General features: G+C 61.6%; 20 protein-coding genes. 15 read left to right on the forward strand and 5 right to left on the reverse strand.

The features are described from left to right. Window positions 1-46: 46 nt before the first annotated feature. From P8L30_12020 to moaC, 13 genes are all read left to right on the forward strand, one after another. On the forward strand, window positions 47-214 hold the full coding sequence (locus P8L30_12020) for a hypothetical protein (protein MDG2240919.1): 168 nt from the start codon (window positions 47-49) through the stop codon (window positions 212-214). 15 nt (window positions 215-229) lie between these two features. Further along, window positions 230-604, forward strand: a complete 375-nt coding sequence (locus tag P8L30_12025) for a hypothetical protein (protein ID MDG2240920.1) — start codon at window positions 230-232, stop codon at window positions 602-604. 229 nt (window positions 605-833) lie between these two features. Beyond that, entirely contained in the window at window positions 834-1,760 is a 927-nt protein-coding gene (locus tag P8L30_12030) for a DUF58 domain-containing protein (GenBank protein ID MDG2240921.1), read from the forward strand. A 28-nt stretch (window positions 1,761-1,788) separates the two neighbouring features. Then, window positions 1,789-3,738, forward strand: a complete 1,950-nt coding sequence (locus P8L30_12035) for a BatA domain-containing protein (GenBank protein ID MDG2240922.1) — start codon at window positions 1,789-1,791, stop codon at window positions 3,736-3,738. Then, entirely contained in the window at window positions 3,725-7,045 is a 3,321-nt protein-coding gene (gene mfd, locus P8L30_12040; protein MDG2240923.1) for a transcription-repair coupling factor, read from the forward strand. Before P8L30_12035 ends, mfd begins: the two co-directional genes overlap by 14 nt. A 37-nt stretch (window positions 7,046-7,082) precedes the next feature. Beyond that, a complete protein-coding gene (locus tag P8L30_12045; protein ID MDG2240924.1) occupies window positions 7,083-8,501 on the forward strand; it encodes a peptidylprolyl isomerase in 1,419 nt (472 codons plus the stop codon). Between the two features lie 25 nt (window positions 8,502-8,526). Next, entirely contained in the window at window positions 8,527-9,846 is a 1,320-nt protein-coding gene (locus P8L30_12050; GenBank protein MDG2240925.1) for a peptidylprolyl isomerase, read from the forward strand. 12 nt (window positions 9,847-9,858) lie between these two features. Further along, window positions 9,859-10,791 carry a 4-hydroxythreonine-4-phosphate dehydrogenase PdxA gene (pdxA, locus tag P8L30_12055; protein ID MDG2240926.1) on the forward strand — a complete coding sequence of 311 codons (933 nt, stop codon included), beginning with the start codon at window positions 9,859-9,861 and terminating at the stop codon, window positions 10,789-10,791. A 45-nt stretch (window positions 10,792-10,836) separates the two neighbouring features. Next, complete coding sequence (gene ftsE / locus P8L30_12060; GenBank protein ID MDG2240927.1) at window positions 10,837-11,532, forward strand: cell division ATP-binding protein FtsE; 696 nt, start codon at window positions 10,837-10,839, stop codon at window positions 11,530-11,532. A 28-nt stretch (window positions 11,533-11,560) separates the two neighbouring features. Then, entirely contained in the window at window positions 11,561-12,370 is an 810-nt protein-coding gene (locus tag P8L30_12065; GenBank protein ID MDG2240928.1) for a permease-like cell division protein FtsX, read from the forward strand. A gap of 1 nt (window position 12,371) precedes the next feature. Further along, window positions 12,372-13,595 carry a peptidoglycan DD-metalloendopeptidase family protein gene (locus tag P8L30_12070; GenBank protein ID MDG2240929.1) on the forward strand — a complete coding sequence of 408 codons (1,224 nt, stop codon included), beginning with the start codon at window positions 12,372-12,374 and terminating at the stop codon, window positions 13,593-13,595. Then, window positions 13,592-14,755 (forward strand): hypothetical protein, encoded by a 1,164-nt coding sequence (locus tag P8L30_12075; protein MDG2240930.1) that lies wholly within the window; start codon window positions 13,592-13,594, stop codon window positions 14,753-14,755. The genes P8L30_12070 and P8L30_12075 overlap by 4 nt, the downstream gene beginning before the upstream one ends. Next, window positions 14,752-15,246, forward strand: coding sequence for a cyclic pyranopterin monophosphate synthase MoaC (moaC, locus tag P8L30_12080; protein MDG2240931.1), 495 nt, complete (start codon window positions 14,752-14,754; stop codon window positions 15,244-15,246). The genes P8L30_12075 and moaC overlap by 4 nt, the downstream gene beginning before the upstream one ends. Window positions 15,247-15,266: 20 nt before the next feature. On the opposite strand, the gene P8L30_12085 is transcribed toward moaC, so the two are convergent. The 4 genes from P8L30_12085 to P8L30_12100 form a co-directional block, all read right to left on the reverse strand. Next, window positions 15,267-16,535: a transglycosylase SLT domain-containing protein gene (locus tag P8L30_12085; GenBank protein ID MDG2240932.1), complete on the reverse strand. Its 1,269-nt coding sequence runs from the start codon at window positions 16,533-16,535 to the stop codon at window positions 15,267-15,269. 132 nt (window positions 16,536-16,667) lie between these two features. After that, window positions 16,668-17,795, reverse strand: coding sequence for an aminotransferase class V-fold PLP-dependent enzyme (locus P8L30_12090; protein ID MDG2240933.1), 1,128 nt, complete (start codon window positions 17,793-17,795; stop codon window positions 16,668-16,670). 51 nt (window positions 17,796-17,846) lie between these two features. Next, window positions 17,847-19,325 carry an IMP dehydrogenase gene (guaB, locus tag P8L30_12095; protein MDG2240934.1) on the reverse strand — a complete coding sequence of 493 codons (1,479 nt, stop codon included), beginning with the start codon at window positions 19,323-19,325 and terminating at the stop codon, window positions 17,847-17,849. 174 nt (window positions 19,326-19,499) lie between these two features. After that, window positions 19,500-19,916 (reverse strand): DUF2281 domain-containing protein, encoded by a 417-nt coding sequence (locus tag P8L30_12100; protein ID MDG2240935.1) that lies wholly within the window; start codon window positions 19,914-19,916, stop codon window positions 19,500-19,502. A 111-nt stretch (window positions 19,917-20,027) separates the two neighbouring features. On the opposite strand from P8L30_12100, the gene P8L30_12105 reads away from it, so the two are divergent. Next, window positions 20,028-20,855: an acyltransferase gene (locus tag P8L30_12105; GenBank protein MDG2240936.1), complete on the forward strand. Its 828-nt coding sequence runs from the start codon at window positions 20,028-20,030 to the stop codon at window positions 20,853-20,855. A gap of 43 nt (window positions 20,856-20,898) precedes the next feature. Here P8L30_12105 and acs read toward each other — a convergent pair whose 3' ends face one another. Further along, complete coding sequence (acs, locus tag P8L30_12110) at window positions 20,899-22,857, reverse strand: acetate--CoA ligase (protein ID MDG2240937.1); 1,959 nt, start codon at window positions 22,855-22,857, stop codon at window positions 20,899-20,901. Between the two features lie 138 nt (window positions 22,858-22,995). On the opposite strand from acs, the gene P8L30_12115 reads away from it, so the two are divergent. Then, window positions 22,996-24,936, forward strand: coding sequence for a heavy metal translocating P-type ATPase (locus tag P8L30_12115; protein ID MDG2240938.1), 1,941 nt, complete (start codon window positions 22,996-22,998; stop codon window positions 24,934-24,936). Window positions 24,937-24,950 lie beyond the last annotated feature (14 nt).

The raw sequence follows: 24,950 nt of genomic DNA on the forward strand, positions 1-24,950 counted from the left end.
TACACGCGTAGGAGTATGGATTCGAACTGTTGTAGGACCGCTCTCCATGGCATTCATAACTCAAAAAGCGAGGATAGCTGTGCTCCTCGCCCACGCTGTAGGAGATGAAATCCAGCGTATAGAGGGAGACCTCCCAATCAGGGATCATCACAGCGACGAAATCATCGATCGCCAGATACGGGTCCTCGTACACCCTGGCCGCGACATCACCTAGATCCCAACGGTCTTCTTGGGGAATAAAGCGGAACGCGGAAAAATCGAGCGGCTGCTGAGCTGCGATGATGAAGTAGTAGCCGACACCCGGGTCGTCATACACTCGCCACCCGGCCTCCTCCGGGAAGAGGAGTCGGTAGTCTTCGTCTCCTGCGGTCAGTTCAACGCCTCCCGGATGGGCGGGACTCAACAGCCTCACCGCCCCATCCGTGTCGATACGAAAGATCGCGGTGAAGGCGTCGAGCGAGGTCCGGTAGTAGACCCGAACCTGATCGCCACGCTGCAGTACCGGCTCATCGCCCCGGTCGAGCCATACCCGGGCTTCGAGTTCTGCCGCAGAGCCGGCGTCTTGACCGGCTGCAGGCGCCGCCAAAGCAACCGTAACCGCTAGGGCCGAAACGAATGCACGCACTTGCTCTCTCCTGTAGGGGTCACCGCCCTTCAATGAGCAACACGTGTGCCAGCCTAAAACTCCGCGTATTCGCTGGACGACCCTGCCTCAGCGTCCCACTGTGGGGACATCGAACAATGGCGCGTAGGACACGCCAAGAAAGCGCCGAAGGGTCGCTTTGATCGCCCCGTTGAGCGCGGCACGATGCCCAGGTAGCTTCCCTTCCTCAATGACAGACCCAAGGGCCTCCGCGGCCACCTCTCGTCCAGATCTTCTTGATCCTGCCACGCTCTCACAGCTGGGGGGCATCGAGTTCATCGCGCGGGAGGTTGTCGAGGGCTTCCTGATGGGCCTGCACCGCTCTCCGCACCGAGGATTCTCTGCGGAGTTCGCAGAACTCAGGGCCTACCAGGCCGGCGATGACCTGCGGTATATCGACTGGCGTATGTATGGGCGGTCGGACCGTTACTACGTCAAGCAATTCGAGGAAGAAACGAGCCTCCGAGCTCACCTTCTCATAGACGTCAGCCAGTCGATGGGGTGGTCCTCGGAGCCCGGGGTCCTTCCGTCGAAACTGTGGTACGCCAAACACCTCGCGGCATCGCTCGGGCTCATTCTGCTGCGACAGGGTGATTCGGTTGGCATGACTGCGTTTCACGAAGAGGTCGCGGAGCGTGTCCAGGCGCGAGGCGGACGCCGGCAATGGCACGAACTGGCGCGTCGCTTGGGGGCGCTCGAGTCGACGGGTGGCACGTCCGCGGAGGGCGCCCTGCGTGATGTGGCAGTGCGCCTTCGGAGAGCGGGGCTGGTCGTCCTCTTCTCGGACCTTCTGGTCCAGCCGGACGAGACCATCACCGCGCTCAAATTCCTTCGGCACCACGGACACGAAGTGTTGGTGTTCCATCTGATCGATCCGGGCGAGCGGGAACTCCCACCTGCGTCAGAGGCCCGGTTCTACGATCCGGAAACGAACCAAGAGCTTCTGGTGAGCGTGGCCGACATCCGCGCCGACTACCGGGAGGCCGTGAACGAGGCGTTGGCCGAATGGCAACGCAAGTTACGGCCGCACGGAATCGACTACCAGGTGGTGGACACGGACAAGCCGCTCTCTATGGCCCTCCGTGCCTATTTGAGAAAGCGGGAACGCCTCGGATGAAGACCGGCCAGCTCTCCAGGAGGGCCCGATGGGAGCGCTGAGTCCGATGTTCCTCGCGACAGCCGTCGCGATCGGGGTGCCCATCTTCATCCACCTGTTTCAGCGGCACGAAACGCGCAGGGTATCCTTCCCGGCGCTCCGGTACCTAGAACGGACCGAGCGCGAGCACGCTCGCCAGATCAAGCTACGCCAGCTCATTCTCTTGCTCGCACGCGTTGCGGTGTTGCTTCTAGTCGTCGGAGCTGGAGCAAGGCTCTTCTTCAAGGGTCGCGGGACAGCGCATCCGCCCACAGCGGTCGTGATCGTGCTCGACAACTCGATGAGCAGCGGCCTGGTAGTCGGTGAGGCCCGCGTACTTGATCGCCTGAAGGGCATTGCGCACAGATCGATCGAGGGAGCGTCCGACGAGGACCGTTTTTGGGTCCTGAGGGCGGGTGAACCGTGGCTCCCCGCCCTGCCGGGCGATGCAGCGGACGCCCGAGCCGCGATTGACGACACACAGCCTACGGATGCACACGGGGCACTCGCCGCCGCCATCGAACGAGCAGCAGGCTTGCTCGCAGCGTCGGGGTTCGACCACCAGGAGATCCACCTCCTGTCCGATCTTCAGGAATCAGCCTTTCCGCCCGCGGGGGAACAACCGGGTGGCTCGATCCCGATCGTCGTGTGGGCAACCGATGATGAGATCCCGCTGAACACGGGGCTCGAAAGTGTGGTAGTGGGAGGCGGACTCCCTCCACTGGAGGGACAACGCTCTGAAGTGACCATCGCCGCCCTCGCATCCGAGTCGGACACGGCTCGCTTGCCTGTGCGCCTGGTGGTGAATGAACGCATCCGCGGAGCCGCGAGTGTTCCCGCAGGGTCGGCGACGTCGGTCGGCCTGCCCGCCACCGGTGCGGGATGGGTCCGGGGTTACGCCGACTCCGATCCCGACGCGCTCCGCGCAGACGACCGTCGCTTCTTCGCCTTCCGCTCCCGGCCAGCCCCGGCCGTGGCGATGACCGGCGCCCCGGGACTCTTCGCCGACCAGGCCCTCTCGGTCTTGGAGCAAGCCGGCCGCATCTCTCGGGGCGCCGTAGCTACCTCTGATCTCTTGGTCAGCGATGAAGGCCTGGGCCTCGAGAGCCTTCCGGCCTCGGCCAGCGTATTGGTCTTGCCGCCCACCGACCCGACTCGCCTGCCCGCGCTGAACCGACGGCTTTCAGATGCCGGGGTGCCGTGGCGCGTCGAAAGCCGAGCGGCTTTCGGGGAAGCGGAGTTGGCCGGTCGCCTGCTACCCCCATCCCTAGCCGGGGTGCGGGCTCTACGGTGGTATCGACTCCGGCTCGTGGGGGAATCGGACAACGCTTCTTCCGTGCTCGCAGATGCCGGCGGTGATCCTTGGATCGTCCAAGGCCAGGACGCGATCGGGCGCCGATACCTCCTCGTTGCATCCCCCTTGGACGAGGGGTCATCGACACTCCCGGTATCATCGTCCATGCTCCAGTTCTTCGACTGGGCTGCCAGCGAATGGGCCGGCGCGGGCGGGACGACGACAGAATACCTAGCTGGTGATCACATCTCGGCCCCTCGCTCAGCCACTCATGTGAGGCTCCCGGGAGGCGTCGAGATCGAGATCGACGGAACACGCATGGTCCGAGGCACCGGGCAGGCCGGGTTCTACACATTTCTGAGCGGAGACACGGAGGTGTCAGTGTTCGCGCTGAACGTGCCGGGCGAAGAGTCTCGACTCGCTCGGATCTCCTCGCGTGACCTCGAAGCTCACCTCGGAACCGATATAACGACCGTGGATCGCGAGGCTCAATGGGATCGCTCTGTGTTCCGAGCGCGCCAGGGGCCCGAACTGTGGTGGCCCCTACTCCTTGCCGCCGCGCTGCTCCTAGCAGTCGAAGCACTTGTCGCTGCCTCCGGGCGGGTCGAACGCAATGCCAGCAACAGGCGAAGAGTCGAGTCAGCGTCGGTCGATGCCACGGCCTAACGTCATTCTCTCCGCGGTCGGATCCTGTCCGGCTGTCCTCGCCACTGCCTCGGCTCTGCCGACCCCGGGACACACCACTCGAATCGGTGGCGTAAGGGGGGCCCTAGGCCCATTGGTCTTGGCGGCACTCCATCGGGCGAATCCGGAGCGGGTATTCGTCGCGCTCGCAGAGTCCCCGCGTGACGCAGTTTCTGCGGAAGCTGATCTTGAGGCCGTGCTCGGTGGCCCCGGCGCATCTCACTTGTACCCGCAACAAGAGGTGCTGCCCTACGAGGAAAGCAAACCACACTTAGAGATCGGCGGCCTCCGGGTCGAGGCAGTAGAAGCCCTCTTTTCCGGTCGCAGCCAGATCCTCGTCACGACCCCGCGTGCGCTGCAAGAACGTGTGCTGCTGCCCGCCGAACTCACCGGTATCCGCCGCACTCTGCGAGTCGGGGACGTGACCCCGTTCTCCGAGCTCACACGCTATCTGGAGGAACGTGGGTTTGAGCGGGTTCCACTGGTGGAGGAGGTGGGTCAATTCGCGGTTCGGGGTGGCATCTTAGACCTGTTTTCTGTGGCTGCCGGTGATCCGGTCCGGCTCGAATTCTGGGGAGACGAGATCGAGTCGATACGGTCCTTCGATATTCTGAATCAGCGGTCGACGGGTGAACTCGATGCGACGCACATCTTACCTGTAGACTTCCGTCGTCCGGCTGCCGGTGAGGCAGAAGATTCAGTCTCCCACTCGCTTCTCGAGTTGCTTCCGGCGGACGCAGTCCTGGTCCGTTTCGAAGCTTGGGACATGCACGAAGAGGTGGTCCGAACGTGGAGTCGTGTCACAACGCTCTACGGCGACCTGGTACACTCGGGCGCCGACCCGCACGAACCACATCAACTCTTCTTGGATCCGAACGAGTTCGAGCGTCTGGCCAAGGAATTCCCCAGGCTCGAGCTGCAAGAGGACGAGATCCCTGACGGCAGGAACCTGGAGACGAAGCCAGCTCCAGAGATCGACCGCGATATGGGTCGACTCAAGGAGCACCTCACCCAGGGGTTCTCTAAGGGTTTTGTGACGTTGTTGCTCTGCGACAACGATGGGCAGCTTCAGAGACTCGAAGAGATCCTCGGAGGGCCGCACAAGGTACCCGAGGGCACGACCCTCGGCCTGGGGTCGGTTTCGGCTGGCTTCGAACTCGCAGGCGGCCCTACCCCGCTCCGTGTTCTCAACGATCACGAAATCTTCCGACGTTCGCGGAGGATTCGTCGCTCGCGGCGTTTCCGGGGAGCGGTAGCACTTGAGAGCATGGCCCAACTGACACCGGGCGATTTCGTCGTTCATATGGATCACGGGATCGGGCGCTTCCGAGGCCTCGAGCACCTCGAGATCGGAGGTCAGGAAATCGAATCTCTCGCGATCGAGTATGCTGGCGGGGAGATTCTCAGGTTGCCTGTTTATCGTTTGGACGCCCTCGAACGGTGGGTCGGGGAGTCCGACGATTCCAAGCCTCCTGGGCTCCACAGGATCGGTGGGAAGCGTTGGAAGGCACTCAAGAAGAAGACCGTTCGTGTACTCGAGGAGATGACCGCTGAGCTCCTGGAGCTCTACGCCCGCCGGGAAGCCGCGCGCGGATACTCGTTCTCAAAAGACACTCGCTGGCAAATGGAGATGGAGTCTTCCTTTCTCTACGAGGACACTCCAGATCAGCGCCAGGCCTCAGAAGACGTGAAGCGTGACATGGAGTCGATCCGTCCAATGGACCGACTGGTGTGCGGTGACGTCGGCTACGGGAAGACCGAAGTCGCTGTCCGAGCCGCCTTCAAGGCGATTCAGGATGGAAAGCAAGTCGCCGTGCTCGCGCCAACCACGATTCTCGTCGAGCAACATCGTCATACGTTCGAGGAGCGGGTCGCCGACTACCCGGTCAGAGTCGGCGCCCTAAGTCGATTCCGTTCTCCCAAGGAGCAGAAGGAGATCCTCCTCGGCGTGGCGAAAGGCGAGGTCGACATCGTGGTGGGGACTCACCGACTCCTGTCGAAGGACGTCACGTTCAAGGACCTGGGGCTCCTGATCGTAGATGAGGAACAGCGATTCGGGGTCAAACACAAAGAACGCCTCAAGCAGCTCCGGTCGTCTCTGGACGTTCTGACCCTTTCGGCCACGCCGATTCCCCGCACTCTCTACTTGTCGCTGTCTGGGATCCGCGACATGTCGCTGATCAAGACGCCCCCCCGGGATCGGATGCCGATCTACACCAACGTCCTTCAGTGGACCGACCAACTCCTTTCCGAAGCCCTCCATCGAGAACTCGATCGAGGTGGCCAGGCGTTCTTTCTGCACAACCGAATCGACACGATCTACAACGTGGCGGAAGAAGTACGAGCGCTCGTACCGGAAGCCACGGTCGTCGTGGGACACGGTCAGATGAGTGGCAAGGAACTCGACGACGTCATGCGCTCCTTCGTAGACGGCGACATCGACGTCCTCGTGTGTTCCTCGATTATCGAGAACGGTCTGGACGTCCCCAACGCCAACACGCTCATCGTCGATCGTGCAGACCGCTTCGGACTGTCTCAGCTCTATCAGATCCGTGGTCGGGTCGGCCGGTCGGACCGCCGGGCGTACTGTTACCTCTTGGTCCCTGACGGCGTGAGTGAGGACGCTGTGCGGCGGTTGCGCGTGCTTGAGCACCACACCGAACTCGGCTCGGGATATTCCGTCGCCGTTCGCGACCTGGAAATGAGGGGTGCGGGCAATCTGTTGGGCTCTGACCAGTCTGGCTTCGCCCAGCAGATCGGGTTGGATGCGTACATGCGGCTTCTCAGGAAGACCGTCGATGGGATCCAGAAGGGCGCCGAGCAACCCGAATGGCCGGATCCCGACGTCTCAATGCCAGGACCCGCGTATCTCCCAGAGGAGTACGTGGCCGACTCGAGTCAAAAACTCCACTTGTACCGACGACTGTCTCGAGTGGCGGGCCGCCCTGAAGTGGAGGCACTGAGACTCGAGCTGAAGGACCGATTCGGGAAGGTCCCGACCGAGGTGGAGCGGCTTTTGGACGCCGCAATCGTGAGAGCGCTCGGAAAGACCTTGGGAGTTGAGCGTATCTTGGTGAAGGAAAGCTCCGCTCGGGTTACGTTTCGGTCTGGTGTTGTACCGCGCATGGCGGTGCTTGAAGGCCCCCTCCGTCAACGTCAGGCCGAAGTCGAAATCAGACGAATGGAGCCTTTCTCGATTGTTTTGAAACAAGTTGGTATCGAACCGATTTTAGAGACACTCATGGTGGCATTGGATGCGCTTCGGTCCGCACATGCAGCCGCTGCGTGAAGACGAGAAACGTGACGAGGTCAGGAGACCAAGTTCGATGAAGATTAGAGCCACATTATTGGGTACAGCCCTCCTCGCGGTGGTGTCGATCGCCTGTGCGGATGTCCAGACGGACGAAGGCCTCGTGGCGAGAGCCGGCGCCTACACGCTCAGCGTAGAGAGTGTGGCGGATCTTCTCGTGAATGAGGAACGGTTCCCAGCTCAAGTCGCAGTGGTCAAGCAGGTCGCTGATCTCTGGGTGGATTACGTCATGCTCGCGGCAGCAGTCGCGGCAGACACGATGCTCTCGGACATCGACTTCGCTCCGCTCGTGATGGACCAGCTCGAACCGCTCATGATCGTCGAGCTTCGCGACTCGGCCCTCCAGGTCGACACGGTAGTCACGGATGCTGAGTTGCGTTCGCAATACGAGTCGGACGACCCCGCACTCGAGATTCGGGCACGGCACATCCTCCTGCCCTACCCCCAGAACGCCACCAACATCGACCTGAATGCGGTTCGTTTGCAGGCCGAAGCGCTTCGGGCTCGGATCCTGGGTGGGGAGTCTTTTGAAGCCCTCGCTCGCCAATTCAGTGGAGATCCGGGTACGGCATCGCTCGGGGGCGACCTCGGCTTCTTTGGGCGCGGTGACATGCTTCCCCAATTCGAGGCAGCCGCCTTGGCCCTTGAGCCCGGACAAGTCAGCGACCCTGTCCAGACCCAGTTCGGACTGCACCTGATCAAGCTGGAGGAACTCCGCGCTCAGGGGTTCGACGAAATCGCACCCGACTTCCGCAACCAAGTCTTGGCAGAACGCTACTTCGACGCTGAATCGGTATTCGTGGCTGACATCGAAGCACGGGCGGAACTCGAAGTGGTCGAAGGGGCCTACGCAGTCACTCGTGATGTCGCAGAGAACCCGAGCAATCGACTTTCGCGACGGGCTGCGGAGCGTTCTCTCTACGATTACAAGGATGGCGAGCTCACGGTCGGAGAACTCCAAGGCGTTCTTCAGGGCCAAGTGCCCGAATTCCGTGCCCAAGTTGTGGCGGGCGATGACGACCAGATCGACCGCTTCCTGAGAAGCCTGATTCAACGCGAACTCTTGGTCGCCCAGGCTCAAGCGACTGGGCTCGGGCCATCTGAGGCGCGCTTCGACTCCCTGGTGACGAACGCCCGAGTCCAACTCATGGGAGTAGCCCACTTACTCGGTCTGGTCCGACTTGATCGGGCATATGGAGAGGACCTGGCGCCCGCGGTTCAGCGTGCGGCCCTCGATGCCGTCGAGAGGGTCGTGACAGGCACCACAGAAATGGTCCAGCTCGGAGCGATCACCTTTCAGCTTCGGAGTGGAATGAGTCCGTCCGTCTTCGAGAGAGGTGTCGGCCAAGCTGTGCTAATGATCGGGCAACGCCGCGTGAACCAAAGCCCATCGCTGTTGGAAGCAGCAGTCGACAGCGCCGGCCGGAACCCCTGACAATACATCGGTTTATGACCTAACCATGCGGACTACAATGGCGGCGGTTTTCACCGTCCTGACACTTATGGGCTCCCCGGACTGGGCTGATGCCCAACTCACCACCGTTGACGACGACGTTGTGGACAGGGTCGTCGCCCTTGTGGGTGACTCAGTCGTTCTCCTGAGCCAGATCCAGGAAGAGATGCAAAGGCTGCAGCTCACTGAGGGTTTTGAGATTCCCCCGCCGGGTCCTCAACTCGACGAGATCATGAGCGGGGTCTTGGATCAATGGGTGAACCGAGTGCTCGTACTCCAAGAAGCCGGGCGAGACTCGCTGATCTCCGTGGATGAAGATGTTATCGAGGAACGTGTGACCGCGCAGATCGAGACGGTCACCCAGCAGGTCGGTGGAGGGCCCGCGTTGCAACGGGCCCTGGCGGGCGACGGTCTCACGCTCGCGGAGTACCGGGACATGTTCAGAACCCAAATCCGCGAAGAACAAACACAGCAGATGTTCCTGCAGCTTCGACTTCGAGACGTGCCCGATATCGAGCTCTCCGAAGACGAGATGCTCGCCTCGTTCCAAGGCGCCCGCAGCCAGCTTCAGCAGCGGCCGAAGCTGATCACCTTCGAACAGGTGGTGATGAAGCCGACGCCGTCGGAAGAGTCGATGGGCACTGCGCGCTCGGAGGCTGAACGACTGTTGAGTGAATTGGCCGCTGGTGCAGATTTCGAAGAACTGGCGACGGCCCACTCCGACGATCCGGGAACGGGTGAGCTGGGTGGAGATCTAGGTTGGTTCCGGCGCGGGCGAATGGTGAAGGCATTCGAAGACGCGGCCTTCACGCTCTTGGATGGACAAACAAGTGGAGTGGTCGAGTCACAGTTCGGCTTCCACATCATCAAGATCGAGCGTTCCCGCCCCGGCGAGCGCCGCGGCAGGCACATCTTGATCACGGCTGACCTCACTGCCGCCGACATCCAAGTGGCTCGCGAAACTGCCACGGAAGTTCTGGCTCAAGTGAATGCAGGTGCCTCGATCGACGCTCTCTTCGAACAGTATGGCGACCCGGAAGCACCCGACTCCCTCACGATCACGTCCGACCAGATTACGAGTCTTCCTCCGGGATATAGCGTCGTTGCGGCCGCTTCGACCGGTGACGTACTCGGCCCACTTGAATACGTGACCGGTCAAGGTGAGACCCGATTCGCGGTCATCAGTATGCTGGAGGTTCGAGAAGCTGGCGCCTACACCTTCGAGGACATTCGAGCGCAGTTGGCAGACCAGCTCCAGCAGCAAAAGAAGATCGCCAGGATTCTCGCGGAGCTGCGGGCGAAGACGTACGTCGAAATTCGCGACTAGCGGACTCGACGCGTGCGTCCTCACATAGCGGTTGCTCTAGGAGATCCGCGCGGAATCGGACCGGAGGTGGCCTTCGCAGCTGGCGCGGGACATTCCGACCTCACGTTTTTCGGCCCGGACAGGTTCGCGGAGAACGTCCCCTCGGGTAGCCATTTCGTGGGACTGGGCGACTTCGACGATACAGAAGAAGCCGCCGGGAGCGCCTCGGCTCAAGCGATCACAGGGGCTGTCGAGGGCGCGATGCGCGGGGACTTTCAGGCCATTGTCACGGCGCCCGTCCACAAGCCATCCCTCCACGCGGCTGGTTGGAAGGTCCCGGGTCAGACCGAAATGCTTCAAGAGCTGACCGGGGTCGACCAAGTCGGAATGCTCATGGCTGCTGAGACGACTCGTTTAAACGCGCCGCTTCGCGTTCTTCTGGCCACGACCCACCACGCTCTTCGCGACGTCCCAGAGCTGGTCACGGAACAACGCCTGATCGACCAGACAATCCTTCTGGCAAAATCGTTGCGGCAGGATTGGGGGATTGACGAGCCTCGGATCGCCTTGTGCGCACTCAACCCACATGCGTCAGACGGCGGCCTCTTCGGGGACGAGGAGTCGACCCGCATGGTGCCGGCCATCGAACACCTTCGAGAGGCCGCGTGGGATGTCCAAGGCCCTTTTCCAGCGGACACCGTGTTCCAAAAAGCCCTGCACGGAGAGTTTCATGCCGTGGTCGCTCCGTATCATGACGTTGCAATGGCAGCGTTCAAGACCGTTAGCTTTGGCTCCGGTGTAAACGTCACCTTGGGACTGCCGTTTATCAGAACATCCCCCGACCACGGGACCGCCTTCGAGCTAGCTGGCACGGGGCGTGCCGACGAATCCTCAATGCGAGAAGCCATGGCACTGGCACGTCGCCTCGCTTCCGCCCGTTTTGACACGGATTCCACCGATGCCTAACCTTTCGTCCCGGTATCTCTGGGCGCACCTCATAGGGCGGTTCCGGTGATCAAACTCACGAATGTTTCGAAGGAGTACCCGAAACGCGGCCACGCGCTGCGCGACGTGACGCTCCATATGAAGAAAGGTGAATTCGCCTTTCTTACTGGGCATTCAGGATCCGGGAAGTCGACCACGCTGCGCCTCATCCACATGGCGGATCGTCCCACGAACGGTGAGGTACGCGTCACAGGATATTCCACGGACCGAATCACGGATCGGGATCTGTGGAAGGTTCGGCGCCGTGTCGGTTTCGTCTTCCAGGACTTCCGCCTCCTGCCTGGCCGGACGGCTTTGGAAAACGTCTCCTTCGTGCTCGAAGTGACCGGTACTGCGTCCAAGGACGTCGTACAACGTGCCCAGAGGCTTCTCGCCCAAGTGGGTCTTTCTACGAAGGCAGGGGCATTAGTTCACGAGTTGTCCGGTGGGGAGCAACAACGCGTCGCTATCGCCCGCGCACTCGCCAACGACCCCTACGTGCTATTGGCTGACGAGCCGACCGGAAATCTGGACGATCGGGCAACCCGGGGAGTGATGGATCTGCTCTGGGACATCAACGCAAAGGGCATGGCGGTGTTGATGGCCACGCATGACCTCGATCTCGTCCGGCGCTACCCGCACGCTCGACTCTTCGAGCTGGATCAGGGTGAAGTGGTCTACGACTCGTTCGCCGCCGAAGGGGACCATGTACGCTCTACGTGAGGCTCTCAACGCATTTCGGCGAGCTCCGATGCTCACCGGATTATCGTCCGCAATGGTCGGGCTCGCGTTGTTCGTGGTCGGGCTCTTCGGCCTAGCCACGTACAACCTTCAACTCGCTCTGACCACAATCGAAGAGCGCGTAGAGATCTCCGTGCACCTGCGCGACGATGCCCGTCAAAGCGAGATCGACCTGGCACATCGAGAGTTGGAGGAGATTGCAGAGGTTCGTTCCGTAACTTTCCTCTCGAAGCGGGGCGCGCTCGATCGCGCGCGCGCGGAGTTCCCGGACTTCAGGGAGCTCTTCAGTGACCTCGAAGTGAATCCCCTCCCCCAGTCGCTCGAAATCGAACTCGTGCCAGGAGAGCGCAACCTTGAGATCGTGGAGAGTATCGCCGCGACCGCCATGACATACCCCTTCGTAGAAGACGCATTCTACGGTCGCGAGTGGGTCGACAAGCTCTTCACATTGCGCCGGGTGGGCGCTGCGACCACGGCGGTCCTGGGTGGTGCGTTCGCGCTGGTGGCCGCCTTGATTATTGCGACGGCACTGAGGATCGCGATTTTCGCGAGGAAGGACGAGATCTACGTGATGCGACTCGTCGGAGCGAAGAAGGGATTCATCCGACGTCCCTTCCTCCTCGAGGGCGCGATGACGGGCCTCATCGGCGGGATGCTCGCTTGGCTGCTGACTTGGGGCACATACCGAAGCGTCTACGCCTTCCTTTTCGAAGTGGCATGGATTCCGCCGTCGTGGGTGATGAGCGGGATTGGAACAGGAGTCGTCTTCGGCGCAATCGCGAGTTCGTTCGCAATCCGACGGTACCTCCGGGAAGTCTGACATGTCACGGCTCGCTTCGGTTCGCGTCGGCGCCAGCGTCTTCTGGGCACTCCTTGCAACGGCCCTGCCGACCTGCCTCGAAGCCCAGACGGATATTCGCCAAGAAATTCTGGCCAGCCAAAGACGCCTAGAGCAGATCCGAGCAGAGCGGGCACGGCTCGAACAGGAGGTCACCGGAGTCCGGACCCGAGTCCAGGACGCAGCCACCGAGCTGGCTAACGTGGAGCGGCGACTGTCCGCGTCCCGGTCGGTTCTTGCCGAGATCCAGTTCCAGTCTGACGCGACGACGGGGCAGATTCAAGAAACCACGCGAGAGTTGGTGCAGTCCCGAGAGCGCTTGGCAGAAAACAATGCTGTGCTGTACCGCAGGCTACGGGACATCTACAGGATGGGCCCGCTCCATACGGTCAGGGTCCTGGTGGAGGCCACCTCCTTCACTGACCTCGTGAACCGCTATCGCTATCTGCGACGCATCGCTGTCTTCGATCGTTCGTTGGTCGAACGAGTGACTGATCTAGAAGTGGAGCTTGTCACGCGCAACGACGATCTCCAGCAGACCATGGCTGAGTTAGGGAGCCTTCGACAGAATCGATTGAGCGAAGTGGTCCGCCTCCGCTCGGTCGAAGCGGAACGGCAATTTGCCCTGCAGGACTTCCGGAGTCGCGAAGCGCAAACTCTGTCAACGATCGAGCAACTCGATCAAGACGAGAGTCGGATGACGACGCTGGTCGATGACCTCGAAGAGCGTCGGTTAGAAATGGAACGACGAACAGACTCTCCGAGGGCCGCGTCGACTCTATCATCGGGCGACGCAGGCTCACTCGATTGGCCTATCCACGGCGAACTCATCTATAGCTTTGGGACCGAACGACGCCCCAACGGGATGGTGCTGCGCTGGAATGGAATCGGAATCTCAGCAGCGCCGGGGAGCCCGGTGACGGCGGTCAAGGCGGGTGAGGTCGTGTTGGCCGGTCCGTTCGAGGGCTACGGCCCCACCGTAGTGCTAAGCCACGGTGACGGCTTCTACACCCTGTACCTGTACCTGGAAGATCTGGGTGTCGTCCAAGGTCGTCGAGTGGAAGTCGGCCAGGTCGTGGGAACGGTAGGAGGTCGCGATACACCTGAGGGGCCGCACATCGAGTTCCAGATTCGCGCACCCGTGGATGGAGGCTCCCCCCAAGCACAGGATCCGCTGCAGTGGCTCCGTTCGCGCGGTAACGAGTGAGCTTACATCCCCTCGTCGGGCACGAAGACGTTCGACAAACGATCCTCGGCGCCGTCGCACGCGAGTCGCTTCCCGCGGCCCTGCTGGTGCACGGCCCTAAAGGTGTGGGCAAACAGCGACTCGCTCTGTGGATCGGTCAGTTGCTGATGTGCGACAGTCCTACGAGTTCTGGCCCTTGTGACAGATGCGGTCCGTGCAAAATGGGCCTCAATCTGGAGCACCCGGATCTGAATTGGTATTTCCCCCTCTTACGACCCAAAGGGGCAAGCGGCGAACGCCTCGTCGGGGCTCTCGAGGACGCGCGCATGGATGCCTTAGCCGATCGCCGCGCGGAGCCCCTTCAGTCGAGCCATTTCGACGAACTACGAGGCCTGTACCTCGGGATGGTTCGGAACCTCAGACGCCGCGCTACCATGCGGCCGGCAATGGCCGAAGGTCAGATCTTCATCATCGGGAACGCGGAGTTGCTCGTCCCGCAGGAGTCGAGTCCCGAAGCAGCGAATGCGCTCCTTAAGCTGCTCGAGGAGCCACCCGGAGCGGCCCGCTTCATCCTGACCACGAGTGAGCCGGGCCGGCTCCTCACGACCATCCGCTCGCGGACCGTCCCGGTTCATATCGCCGGGCTCCCGGAGGAAACCGTGGCCTCATTTCTCGTGGATGCCAGAGGCGTCGATCACCAGGTCGCGCTGTGGGCCGCCCGTCTCTCGCAAGGCTCGATTGGCCGAGCCCTCGGCTTCTTGCCGGACAGAGACGACCTCGGTTCTCTGGAAGCCCTCAGACGCAAAGCATATGCGTTGATCGCCGCTGCTATGGCCGGTGGCCCCGTGGGCGGGTACACGACCGCCCTGGGCTTTTCACCGGCCGGCGCTCGAAAGCTCGTGGACCTCTTCGGCTTCGCCGAGGAGTGGCTGCGTGATCTGGGGGCTGTCGCTTCTGGTGCGGGCGACTCCATCTTCAATCACGATGCCCGGGAAAAACTGGAGGAAATCGTCTCCTCGACAGGCGTCCTCCCATCCGACATCGCGAACGCCCTCACGAGGGTTGAAGAGGCGAGGGAGCTGGCATTCGGCAACGTGAACCCGCAGCTGATCGTTGACGGGCTGGTGAGGGCGCTGAGAAAGGCCCTCAAGCCCCAAAGGACCCGAGAGGTGGTGCGATGACAGACAAGGCCGGAGACCTCACGCACATCGACGAGGACGGAAGAGCTCGCATGGTAGACGTGTCGGAGAAGAAGCAGTCCGTCCGTCGAGCTGTCGCGCGCGGGTGTATCGTGATGGAGAGCGCGACTCTGGATCGCATTGTCGCAGGGGACACTCCGAAAGGCAGCGTTCTTCAGGTAGCGGAACTCGCCGGAGTGATGGGTGGCAAGAAGACGGCCGACCTCATCCCGCTTTGCCATCAACTGCCGGGGGCCAGTGTCACGGTACGGCTGGAAGTGGATCATGACTTGCCCGGCATCATCGCAGAAGCGGAAGCGACAATTACGGGACAGACCGGCGTCGAGATGGAAGCACTGACCGCCGTCAGCGTTTCACTCCTGACCGTTTACGACATGGTTAAAGCGGTCGATCGCGGCATGTACATCGAGGGAGTGAGACTCGTGCGCAAAGAAGGCGGACAGTCCGGCACTTGGACCTCAGAGACCGCATAGGCGATCAGAGGCGTTTGGCTCTAAAAGTCATCTCCTGAGGACGTACCCCTCCGGGCACTCGGAGAAACCGGTACCGTCAGCATGGAGCCGATCCTGAGTGTCCTTGGCCGCACTGAGGGGTTCGCCGCCTCTAGATCCGCGAGTGGGATGCCGTACTGCTGTGCAATGTGCCCCAGTGTCTCGCCAGCAATTACCCTGTGCTCGACAAAACTCACCCTCTCGTTTCTCGGTATGCGGGCATAATTCAGTCTGAACGTCCCACCCTTGCCTTCCGGCACCCGGACAAGGGTACGGCGGCGTGGAGGAGTCATTCCCCGCACAAACTGCGGATTGAGCCGAGTAATCTCCTCTTCGGACGTCTCGGCAGCTCGGGCAACTACGTCGAGCGTCGTCGCGTCCGGAACCATCACTTCTTCGAAATCGAATCCGACTGCTTCCGGGAGCTCATAGCCGTGGGACAACGGGCTCCCGGCGACGACGATCGCTCCGAAAAATTTGGGTACGAAGTCACGAGTCTCACGCGGCAGGTATGGCCGGATGGCCCAATACACGCTGTCCGACGCGGGCTCGAGAGGCGCATGGAGATTGATCAATCGCCGCACGCGCCCCGGGCCGGAGTTATACGCAGCCAAAGCGAGGAACCACGACTCGAAGTCCCGATGCAATTTCGCCAGGAATTTCACCGCTGCGTCCGTTGACACGTAGGGGTCTCGACGCTGATCCACGAGCGGAGTGATCTCCACGCCATAGCCCCTCGCGGTCGGTGCCATGAACTGCCACAGCCCCACCGCGCTCGCCACGCTCACCGCTCGGGGGCTGTATCCACTCTCGATGACCGGCAGGTACTTCAGCGACGGCGGCAGGTCGTTCGCTCGAAGCGTGGAGTCCACCGTCTCTTCGAACCACGTCATCCTCTCGAGGTAATCCGGGAACCAGCGCGACGCACGAGTGGTCCAGAACTCGATCCATCGGTCCACTTCTGCGCGAAATTCAGGATCACGAAGGAGTGGAGAGCTAAGGATCTCGTCATCGAGGCCTTCGAGATCAGGAGGGGTAAGGAAAGCACCGTCCTCAAAAGCACTGAATTCGACCGCCGCGGGTTCGAACAACGGACTAGGGTAGGGCCCCGGCACCGCCGGAGGTGTTCCGCCCCCGACGCAGCTTCCGGCGAAGCCAGCCACCAGACACGTGACCACCCCAACGTGAATGCCACGGACTCGCGGATTCCTACCGCGACGCCAACCACATCTCCGTCCGGTGGGCCCCATGCTTCCTGCAAGTCGACTCATAGCCGGAAGCTTTGCGGGTGGTGTGGAATCAAGCGAGTGAACGGCGCTGCGGACGCGATCGTTCCGACGCTTCCCATTCTTATGAATCGCCCCCTGAACCGACTCCCGCGCCAACCGAGCGGTCACAGAAACTCAAAGGACCTCGGCCAGGGCCCGCTCCAGTGTCTCCACCGTGCGATCGAGGTTGTGGAGCTTGTCCAACCCGAACAGACCGACGCGGAACGTGGTGAAGTCCTCAGGTTCGTTGCACTTGAGCGGCACGCCCGCGGCGATCTGGATGCCCGCCTGTGCAAACTTCTGGCCAGACTTGATTCCGCTATCGGTCGTATAGCTGACCACCACGCCCGGCGCCTTGAAGCCGTCGGCGGCAACGCTGCGAAAACCTTTGCTCTCCAGCAGCGCGCGCACACGGTCGCCAAGTTCCTGCTGCTCCGCGTGGACCTTCTCGAAGCCGTATGCCTGGGCCTCCTTCATGACGTCGCAGAAGCTGGCTAGGGCGTCGGTGGGCATCGTGGCATGATAGGCATGACCGCCCCCGAGGTATGCCTGCATGATTTGATGCCACTTCTTCAGGTCGCAGGCGAAGCTGGTGCTCGTAGTCTCCTCCATCCGCTCCAGAGCCCGGCCGCTCAGCATCACCAAGCCGCAGCAGGGCGAGCCACTCCATCCCTTCTGCGGAGCCGTCACCAGCACATCGACCCCACGTGCCTCCATGTCCACCCAGATGGCCCCTGAGGCCACGCAGTCGAGAACGAACATGCCCCCCACCGCGTGCACCGCATTGGCGACCGCCTCAATGTACCCGTCCGGAAGGATCATCCCCGACGCCGTCTCTACGTGCGGCGCGAAGACCAGATCCGGGCGCTGCGACTCGATGGCGGCGACGACCTCGTCCACAGGTGCTGGCGCGAAGGGAGCCTGCGGTCCGTCCCCTACCTGTCGAGCTATCATGACCGTCGATTCGGAAGGAATGTCCCCCATCTCGAAAATCTGGCTCCACCGGAAGCTGAACCAACCGTTCCGGATGATCAGACACTTCTTATCTGTGGCAAACTGACGCGCCACCGCCTCCATACCGAACGTGCCGCTACCCGGCACCACGATCGCAGCCTCGGCGTTGTAGACATCCCTCAGCACGGCAGAGATGTCCCGCATGACACCCTGGAAGGACTGGGACATGTGGTTGAGCGCGCGGTCCGTATAGACCACGGAGTATTCCAGAAGGCCGTCGGGATCGACGTTGGGGAGTAGGCCTGGCATAGCTTGGGTCTCCAGGTGGGTCGGGCCGGGTCGCCGGGGCGACCGCGCCTATCACGTGTGGTAGTTGGGTGCTTCTCGAGTGATCGTCACGTCGTGCGGATGGGACTCGTGCAACCCACCTGTCGTAACCTGAATGAACCGTGACTTGTCGCGCAGTTCCGCGAGGTCGGCAGCACCGCAGTAGCCCATGCCGCTGCGCAGCCCCCCAACCAATTGATAGATCGTGTCGGTGACAGGCCCTTTGTAAGGCACTCGAGCTTCGATGCCCTCAGGGACGAGCTTGCGCACGTTGCTCTCTCCGTCTTGGAAGTACCGGTCCGCCGACCCCTGCTCCATCGCAGACAAAGACCCCATGCCTCGGACCGCCTTGAAGCGACGTCCTTCGAGGAGGAAGCTTTCCCCGGGAGACTCGTCCGTCCCGGCGAACATCGAGCCCATCATCACGGCCTGCGCACCGGCGGCCAGCGCTTTCACGATATCACCGGAGTACCGAATTCCACCGTCAGCGATCACAGGAACGGACCCATCGACCCCATCTACGGAATCCATGATCGCAGTGAGCTGCGGGAGCCCCACACCGGTCACAATTCGCGTGGTGCAGATCGAGCCGGGCCCAACGCCGACTTTCACGGCGTCCACTCCGCGATCCGCGAGCGCCTTCGCTCCTTCCACCGTTCCGACGTTCCCACCGACGAGCTGGGCATCGGGGAACTTGTCCCGGATCCGTCCAACGGCCTGGAGTACTCCCTCAGAATGACCATGGGCGGTATCGATGATCAGGAGATCCGCCCCCGCATCCAGCAGCTCATGGGCGCGATCGACATCGGCCAACGATGCACCAATAGCGGCGCCCACACGCAGTCTCCCGTGTTCGTCTTTGCACGCGTCCGGATACTGACGGCGCTTGAAGATGTCTTTGACCGTGATCAATCCACAGAGATGCCCTTCGTTATCTACCACCGGGAGCTTCTCGATCCGGTGTTTGTGCAGGATCGCCTGCGCTTCGTCGAGCGTTGTCCCTACGGGTACCGTGACCAGGTTGTCCGAAGTCATCACGCTCTCGATCGACAGCCGCATGTCGGTCTCGAATTGCAGATCGCGATTGGTGATGATCCCAACCAGCCGGCCGCCATCCTCGACAATCGGAACACCGCTGATCGAGAAGCGGGACATGAGTTCGTGTGCGTCACCGAGCGTCGCGTCCCTCATCAACGTGATCGGATCCAGAATCATCCCGCTCTCGGACCGCTTCACGCGGTCGACCTCAGCGGCCTGCAGCTCAACCGAGAGGTTCTTGTGGATGATCCCGATCCCACCTTCGCGAGCCATCTGGATCGCCATTCGCGACTCGGTGACGGTATCCATCGCCGCAGAAAGGAGCGGGATCTTCATCGTGATGTCGCGCGTCACCTTCGAAGACACGTCCGTCTCCTTGGGGTGCACCAACGAGTGCCCCGGGATCAGGAGAACGTCGTCGAACGTCAGCGCTTCCTTTATGATCTTCACGCTGCTCGTTGAGCGGTCAGCCATCGGATTTCGGACCTTTCAGATATGACGCACGCCCGCCCCTCGAGGCCCGAAAACCGGGGCGTCGTAGGGCGAGCGCGGACCCGCTCCGCAGAGCGAAAATATTACCATAGGACAGGATATCCGGAGCGCCCGAAAGCGTCAACGGCCAGGCACCTTTTTCGGCTAAACAGACACCTATCGGGGTCCAACCTCATCGGGATTCGAGCCAACCGAGGGCCCCTGCCCTCCAGCCTTGGCGGGATCCGCCTCGATCTGATGCGTCTCACCGTCCACAACCTCTTCCTCTGGAGTATCCAGGACCTCACTCAAATCCGAAAGGATCTGCTTACCGGCTGAAGACACCCCGGACAACACACGGTCCGCGGCCGAAATCATCTGGAACGCCTCCCGAATCGTGTTCGGGCTCACCGCCTTCTTTCGCAGCTTGTCCTCGAACCCTTCGGCGAATTTCTGTAAGCCGGAGGCTTCGACTGGGGTCGTTTTGGCGTATTTAGCCTCAAGGAACTCAATGTAGTCCAACACCTGATAAACCTGCTCGTCCGGCAGGCTCTCGATGGTGCGGACCAGTCGCTGACGCAGTACGTCGTGCATGATGTCGCGGTGCGTTAGAGGGAGTACAAGTTAAGTGTACACCAGCCGATCAAGTGATGCGACCGCAGGGTTCGTCTTGCCATGATCTCGAATCCAGATAACGTCTTTCCTATGTCTTTTCTCCCTCTCCGGCCCGTGCCTGTCGACGCAGCAGCGGACGCTCTCTACAAAGAGTGGCTGGACTCGTTGTCCAGCGTTCTCGACGATCCGGATTGTGATCGAAACGAACTGTGCACACGGATCCTTACGGATATCTACTATCCGCAGTTTTCAGGCGCCGACATTGAATCTCTCCCGCTCACGACGAGGGTGGCCCTCGCGCAGCTAGATCCGCGCAATGTCACCTTGGAGCCTGAGTACTACGAAGAAATCGATCTGGAACGTTACGCGCCGCGAAAGCCTCTGATCTGGCTTTGGGAGATGTTCGACCGTAGCCCTCTGGGCGAGAACATCGAACTGGGAATCCACTTCAGGCGCATCCTCGCGCGTCATGTATTCGGCCGATGCGGGAAGAACTTCAAGGCGTTCACACACATGCGATTGTCCTTCGGGTACAACATGGAGGTGGGGGACAACGTCGTCATCCACCGGCACGTGCTCATGGACGATCGGGGAGGAATCGAGATCGGGGACGGTTCCTCCGTGTCCGACTTCGCGAACGTCTACTCACACTCCCACAACATCGTGGACGGGCGCATCGTGTACCTACCCAAGACCACAATCGGGAAGAGCGTCCGTATCACGTACCACGCGACAATTTTGGCGGGTGTCACGGTGGCGGATGATTCGATGGTCGGCGCGGGATCGATGCTGACTCGGGACACAGAACCACACTGGGTTTATGTGGGCGTGCCAGCTCGAAAGGCGAAGGAGAAACCCGCAGACGAGCGGGCGACCAAGAAGCCGCGCACACCGGACCCGATGCGGACAGACGAATAGAAGCCATCACCCCCGATGCCCGGGGGCGATGGCAACTGAGATACTAGCCTTCGTCGGCCTCGTACATCGACTGCAGGCTCGCCACTACGGACGGATCCGCGAGTGTCGTCGTGTCACCCACAGTACGGCCTTCCGCGATATCGCGGAGCAGTCTCCGCATAATTTTTCCGGACCGTGTCTTGGGCAGATCGGCGGTAAAGACGACGAACTCCGGCTTCGCGATCGCCCCGATTTTTGTTCCGACGTGATTGCGGACCTCCGCCAACAACTCGTCAGTCCCATCGAAACCATCCTTCAAGGTGACGAAGGCAGCGATGGACTGACCCTTTATCTCGTGGCTCTTCCCCACCACCGCGGCCTCGGCAACGGCGGGATGGTCGACAAGGGCACTTTCCACTTCCATCGTCCCAATTCGATGCCCCGCGACATTGAGCACGTCGTCCACGCGGCCCAAGATCCACAGGTAGCCGTCTTCGTCTATCTTCGCGCCGTCACCTGGGAAATAGATGTTGTCCCACTTCGACCAATACGTCTCTTTGAAACGCTCGTCGTCGCCCCAAACCGTCCTCAGCATCGATGGCCAGGGTGATGTGATCGCGAGGTAGCCGGCCGGCGTGGCCTCCCCTGCGTCGTTCATGATCGTCACGTCGATGCCAGGGAAGGCACGCGTGGCCGTACCCGGCTTCGTCTCCGTAACCCCAGGCAGCGGCGTGATCATGATCGCGCCCGTCTCGGTCTGCCACCAAGTGTCTATGATCGGGCACCGCTCACCACCAATCGTGCGGTGGTACCACATCCATGCCTCTGGATTGATCGGCTCACCTACCGTCCCTAAGAGGCGGAGCTTGGAGAGGTCGTACCTCATGGGCCAACGATCTCCCCAACGCATGAAGGCGCGTATCGCGGTGGGGGCGGTGTAGAACACGGTCACGCCATACTTCTCACAAAGCTCCCAAAATCGTCCGCGATCCGGAGTGTCGGGCGCCCCTTCGTACATCATCACTCGTGTGCCATTGGCCAAGGGGCCGTACACGATATAGCTGTGCCCAGTGACCCAACCCACGTCTGCCGTACACCAGTACACGTCATCGTCTTGGAGGTCGAACACGACCTTGGTGGTCGCAGCCACCTGCGTGAGGTAGCCTCCGGTGGTGTGCACGACTCCTTTTGGCTTCCCTGTCGTGCCGGACGTATAGAGGATGAAGAGCGTGTCCTCCGCGTCCATCGCCTCAGCGGGACAGTCTCGGGCAGCATCGGAGACCAGGTCGTGATACCAGTGGTCTCGCCCCTGAATCATATTGGCGTCGACTTGGTCGCTCAGATCGCCACCGCGCTGCACAACAACGACGTGCTGGACCGTCGGCGAGGTCTCCATAGCGGTGTCCGAATTGGCCTTGAGCGGGACAATCCCACCCCGTCTCCAACCGCCATCGGCGGTGATCAGCACCTTGGCCTGAGCGTCATTGTTCCGATCCGAGAGTGACTCAGGACTGAAGCCCCCGAAGACCACCGAGTGGATCGCCCCAATCCGCGCGCACGCCAACATCGCGATCGCAGCTTCGGGGACCATTGGGAGGTAAATGGTGACCCGATCTCCCTTCACAACACCGAGCCCCTTCAGCGCGTTAGAGAAGGCCGACACCTCTGCGTGCAGTTCGGAGTACGTGAAGGTGCGCGTATCACCTGGCTCGCCTTCCCAGATCAGAGCTTCCTGATTCGCTCTGGGTCCATCTAGATGCCGATCCAGGCAGTTGTGCGCGACATTCAACTTGCCACCCAAGAACCACTTGGCGTAGGGCGCGTTCCACTCGAGAACGGTGTGCCAAGGCTCGAACCAGTCCAGCTTCGCCGCCCATTCCGCCCAGAACCCTTCGGGATCAGCTGCAGCTCGCTCATAGATCTCAGAATCGTGTACCACAGCCCGTGCTGTAAACTCCTCGGGGGGCGTGAATCTACGATTTTCGGTCAGCAAGGCGTCGAGTGATCCTGCGTCGGTACTCATGCGAATTCCTTATCGATGGAAACTCCAACTCTTAGAAATTTGCTGTGTCTGCCGGGCCGAGCAAGGGATTGCGGAGCGGGGTATCCACTTTTCGGGACCCCGGCTAGCTTATCAAGAACCATTCCGCATAAGAGTGACATGAGCGGCTGCTGCGACCCGAACCAACCCGATCTTGAGTCTGCCTGGCGCACCAGCATCGTGTCGACAGCGGTGTGCGGATTGGCCGTATCCGCCGGCTTTGCATTCCAAATCAACGACCTTGCATCGGCTTCGCTCGTCGCCTTCGTCGTCGCCTACATCGCCGGCGGATGGGAGGCGACCGGACGTACGGTACGGGAACTCGCCGATGCATCCATTGATGTAGACCTCCTCATGTTACTGGCGGCCGCGGGCGCTGCCACGGTTGGCCATTGGCTGGAAGGCGCCGCCCTCCTCTTTCTTTTCTCGCTGGGCACGAGCCTAGAGACCTACGCCTTCGGCAGGACGCGCCGCTCGATTAGCGCTCTGATGGACCTCCGTCCTGAGACCGCCCTGCGGGTGGTCGAAGGGCGCACGGAGGCAGTCGCCATCGAGGCCCTTGTCCCAAGCGATGTCGTGCGGGTCGCGCCCGGAGAGCGCATACCCGCAGACGGCCAGGTAAGCAGCGGCTCCTCGCGAATCGACGAGTCCACCCTCACAGGCGAGCCCGTGCCTGTCCGCAAGGAGGCGGGGTCAGACGTCTTCGCAGGCACGCTGAACGGTTCGGGTTCACTGGACCTGACCGTGACCCGCCGGGCCGACGACTCTGCCCTGGCGCGAGTCATTCGCATGGTTGAAGACGCCCGAGAGACCAGGGCCCCGACGCAGAGTTGGATCGAGGACGTCGAGGGGCGTTACGCCGTGGGTGTCATCGCGGCGGCGGCTCTGGCCATCGTCATCCCCTGGACGTTCATGGGGTGGGCATTCGAAGCCTCGTTCTATCGGGCCATGACACTCCTCGTTGTTGCCTCTCCGTGCGCATTGGTAATCTCGATCCCAGCGACGATCGTCTCTGCCGTGAGCAACGGAGCGCGGCGTGGTGTACTCTTCAAAGGAGGACTCCACCTCGACGCGCTCGCAGACATCCGGGCGATCGCGTTCGACAAAACCGGGACCCTAACGGTCGGGCGTCCCGAACTCTCTCGTCTCGTTACGAACACGCCCGCGGGTGCGGACCCAGAAGCCTTCCAGCACCGTGTGCTTCGGCTCATCGCCTCCGCCGAATCCCGATCCGAACACCCGCTGGCCTCAGCCATATTACAGGCTGCTGAAGCACAATCGGTGGCCATGTCCGAACCAAACAACTTTGAGGCCATCGCCGGCCAAGGAGTTCAGGCCGACGTGGACGGCGTGCGTGTATCGATCGGGCGTCGGTCTTGGATTTCCGATCTGATCGACGCGCCGCTTCCCACTGATTTGGTCGACGCCTTCGACGACATGCGGAAGGCCGGGACAACGCCGATGCTCGTAGCCTTTGACGGTAAGGCCGTGGCTGCGCTCTCAGTGGCAGATCAGCCGCGGTCCGGTACCGCGCACGCAATTCGAGACATTCGTGCCCTCGGGATCACACACCTCGCGATGTTGACGGGTGACGACAGGGGTACAGCACGAGTGATCGGTGACGCGGTGGGAGTGGATCACATTCACGCGGAGCTCCTACCAGATGCGAAGACCCGGATCATCGAGAGTATTCGTGAAGAGTACGGGCCCGTGGCCATGGTCGGCGATGGCGTGAACGACGCCCCTGCCCTGGCCACCGCGGACGTCGGGTTCGCTCTTGGGGCAGCAGGCACCGACGTGGCGCTGGAAACAGCGGATGTCGTCGTGATGGGCGAGCAACTCGATGGAATCGCCCACGCGATCCGGTTGAGCCGTCGGGCGCGCAGAATCGTGCGTCAGAATCTGGTGTTCTCAGTTGGCGTGATGGTCACTTTGATCGTGCTGGCGCTCACCGGGAATATCGGTCTAACCGCAGGCGTTATCGGACACGAAGGGAGCACGGTGATCGTCGTCTTCAACGGTCTGCGGCTGCTGGTCGACCCCAGGAACGCCGCCGCATGATCTCCGTCCCTCCA

It is taken from the genome of Longimicrobiales bacterium (assembly GCA_029245345.1).
Taxonomy (GTDB): domain Bacteria; phylum Gemmatimonadota; class Gemmatimonadetes; order Longimicrobiales; family Gaopeijiaceae; genus CALFPJ01.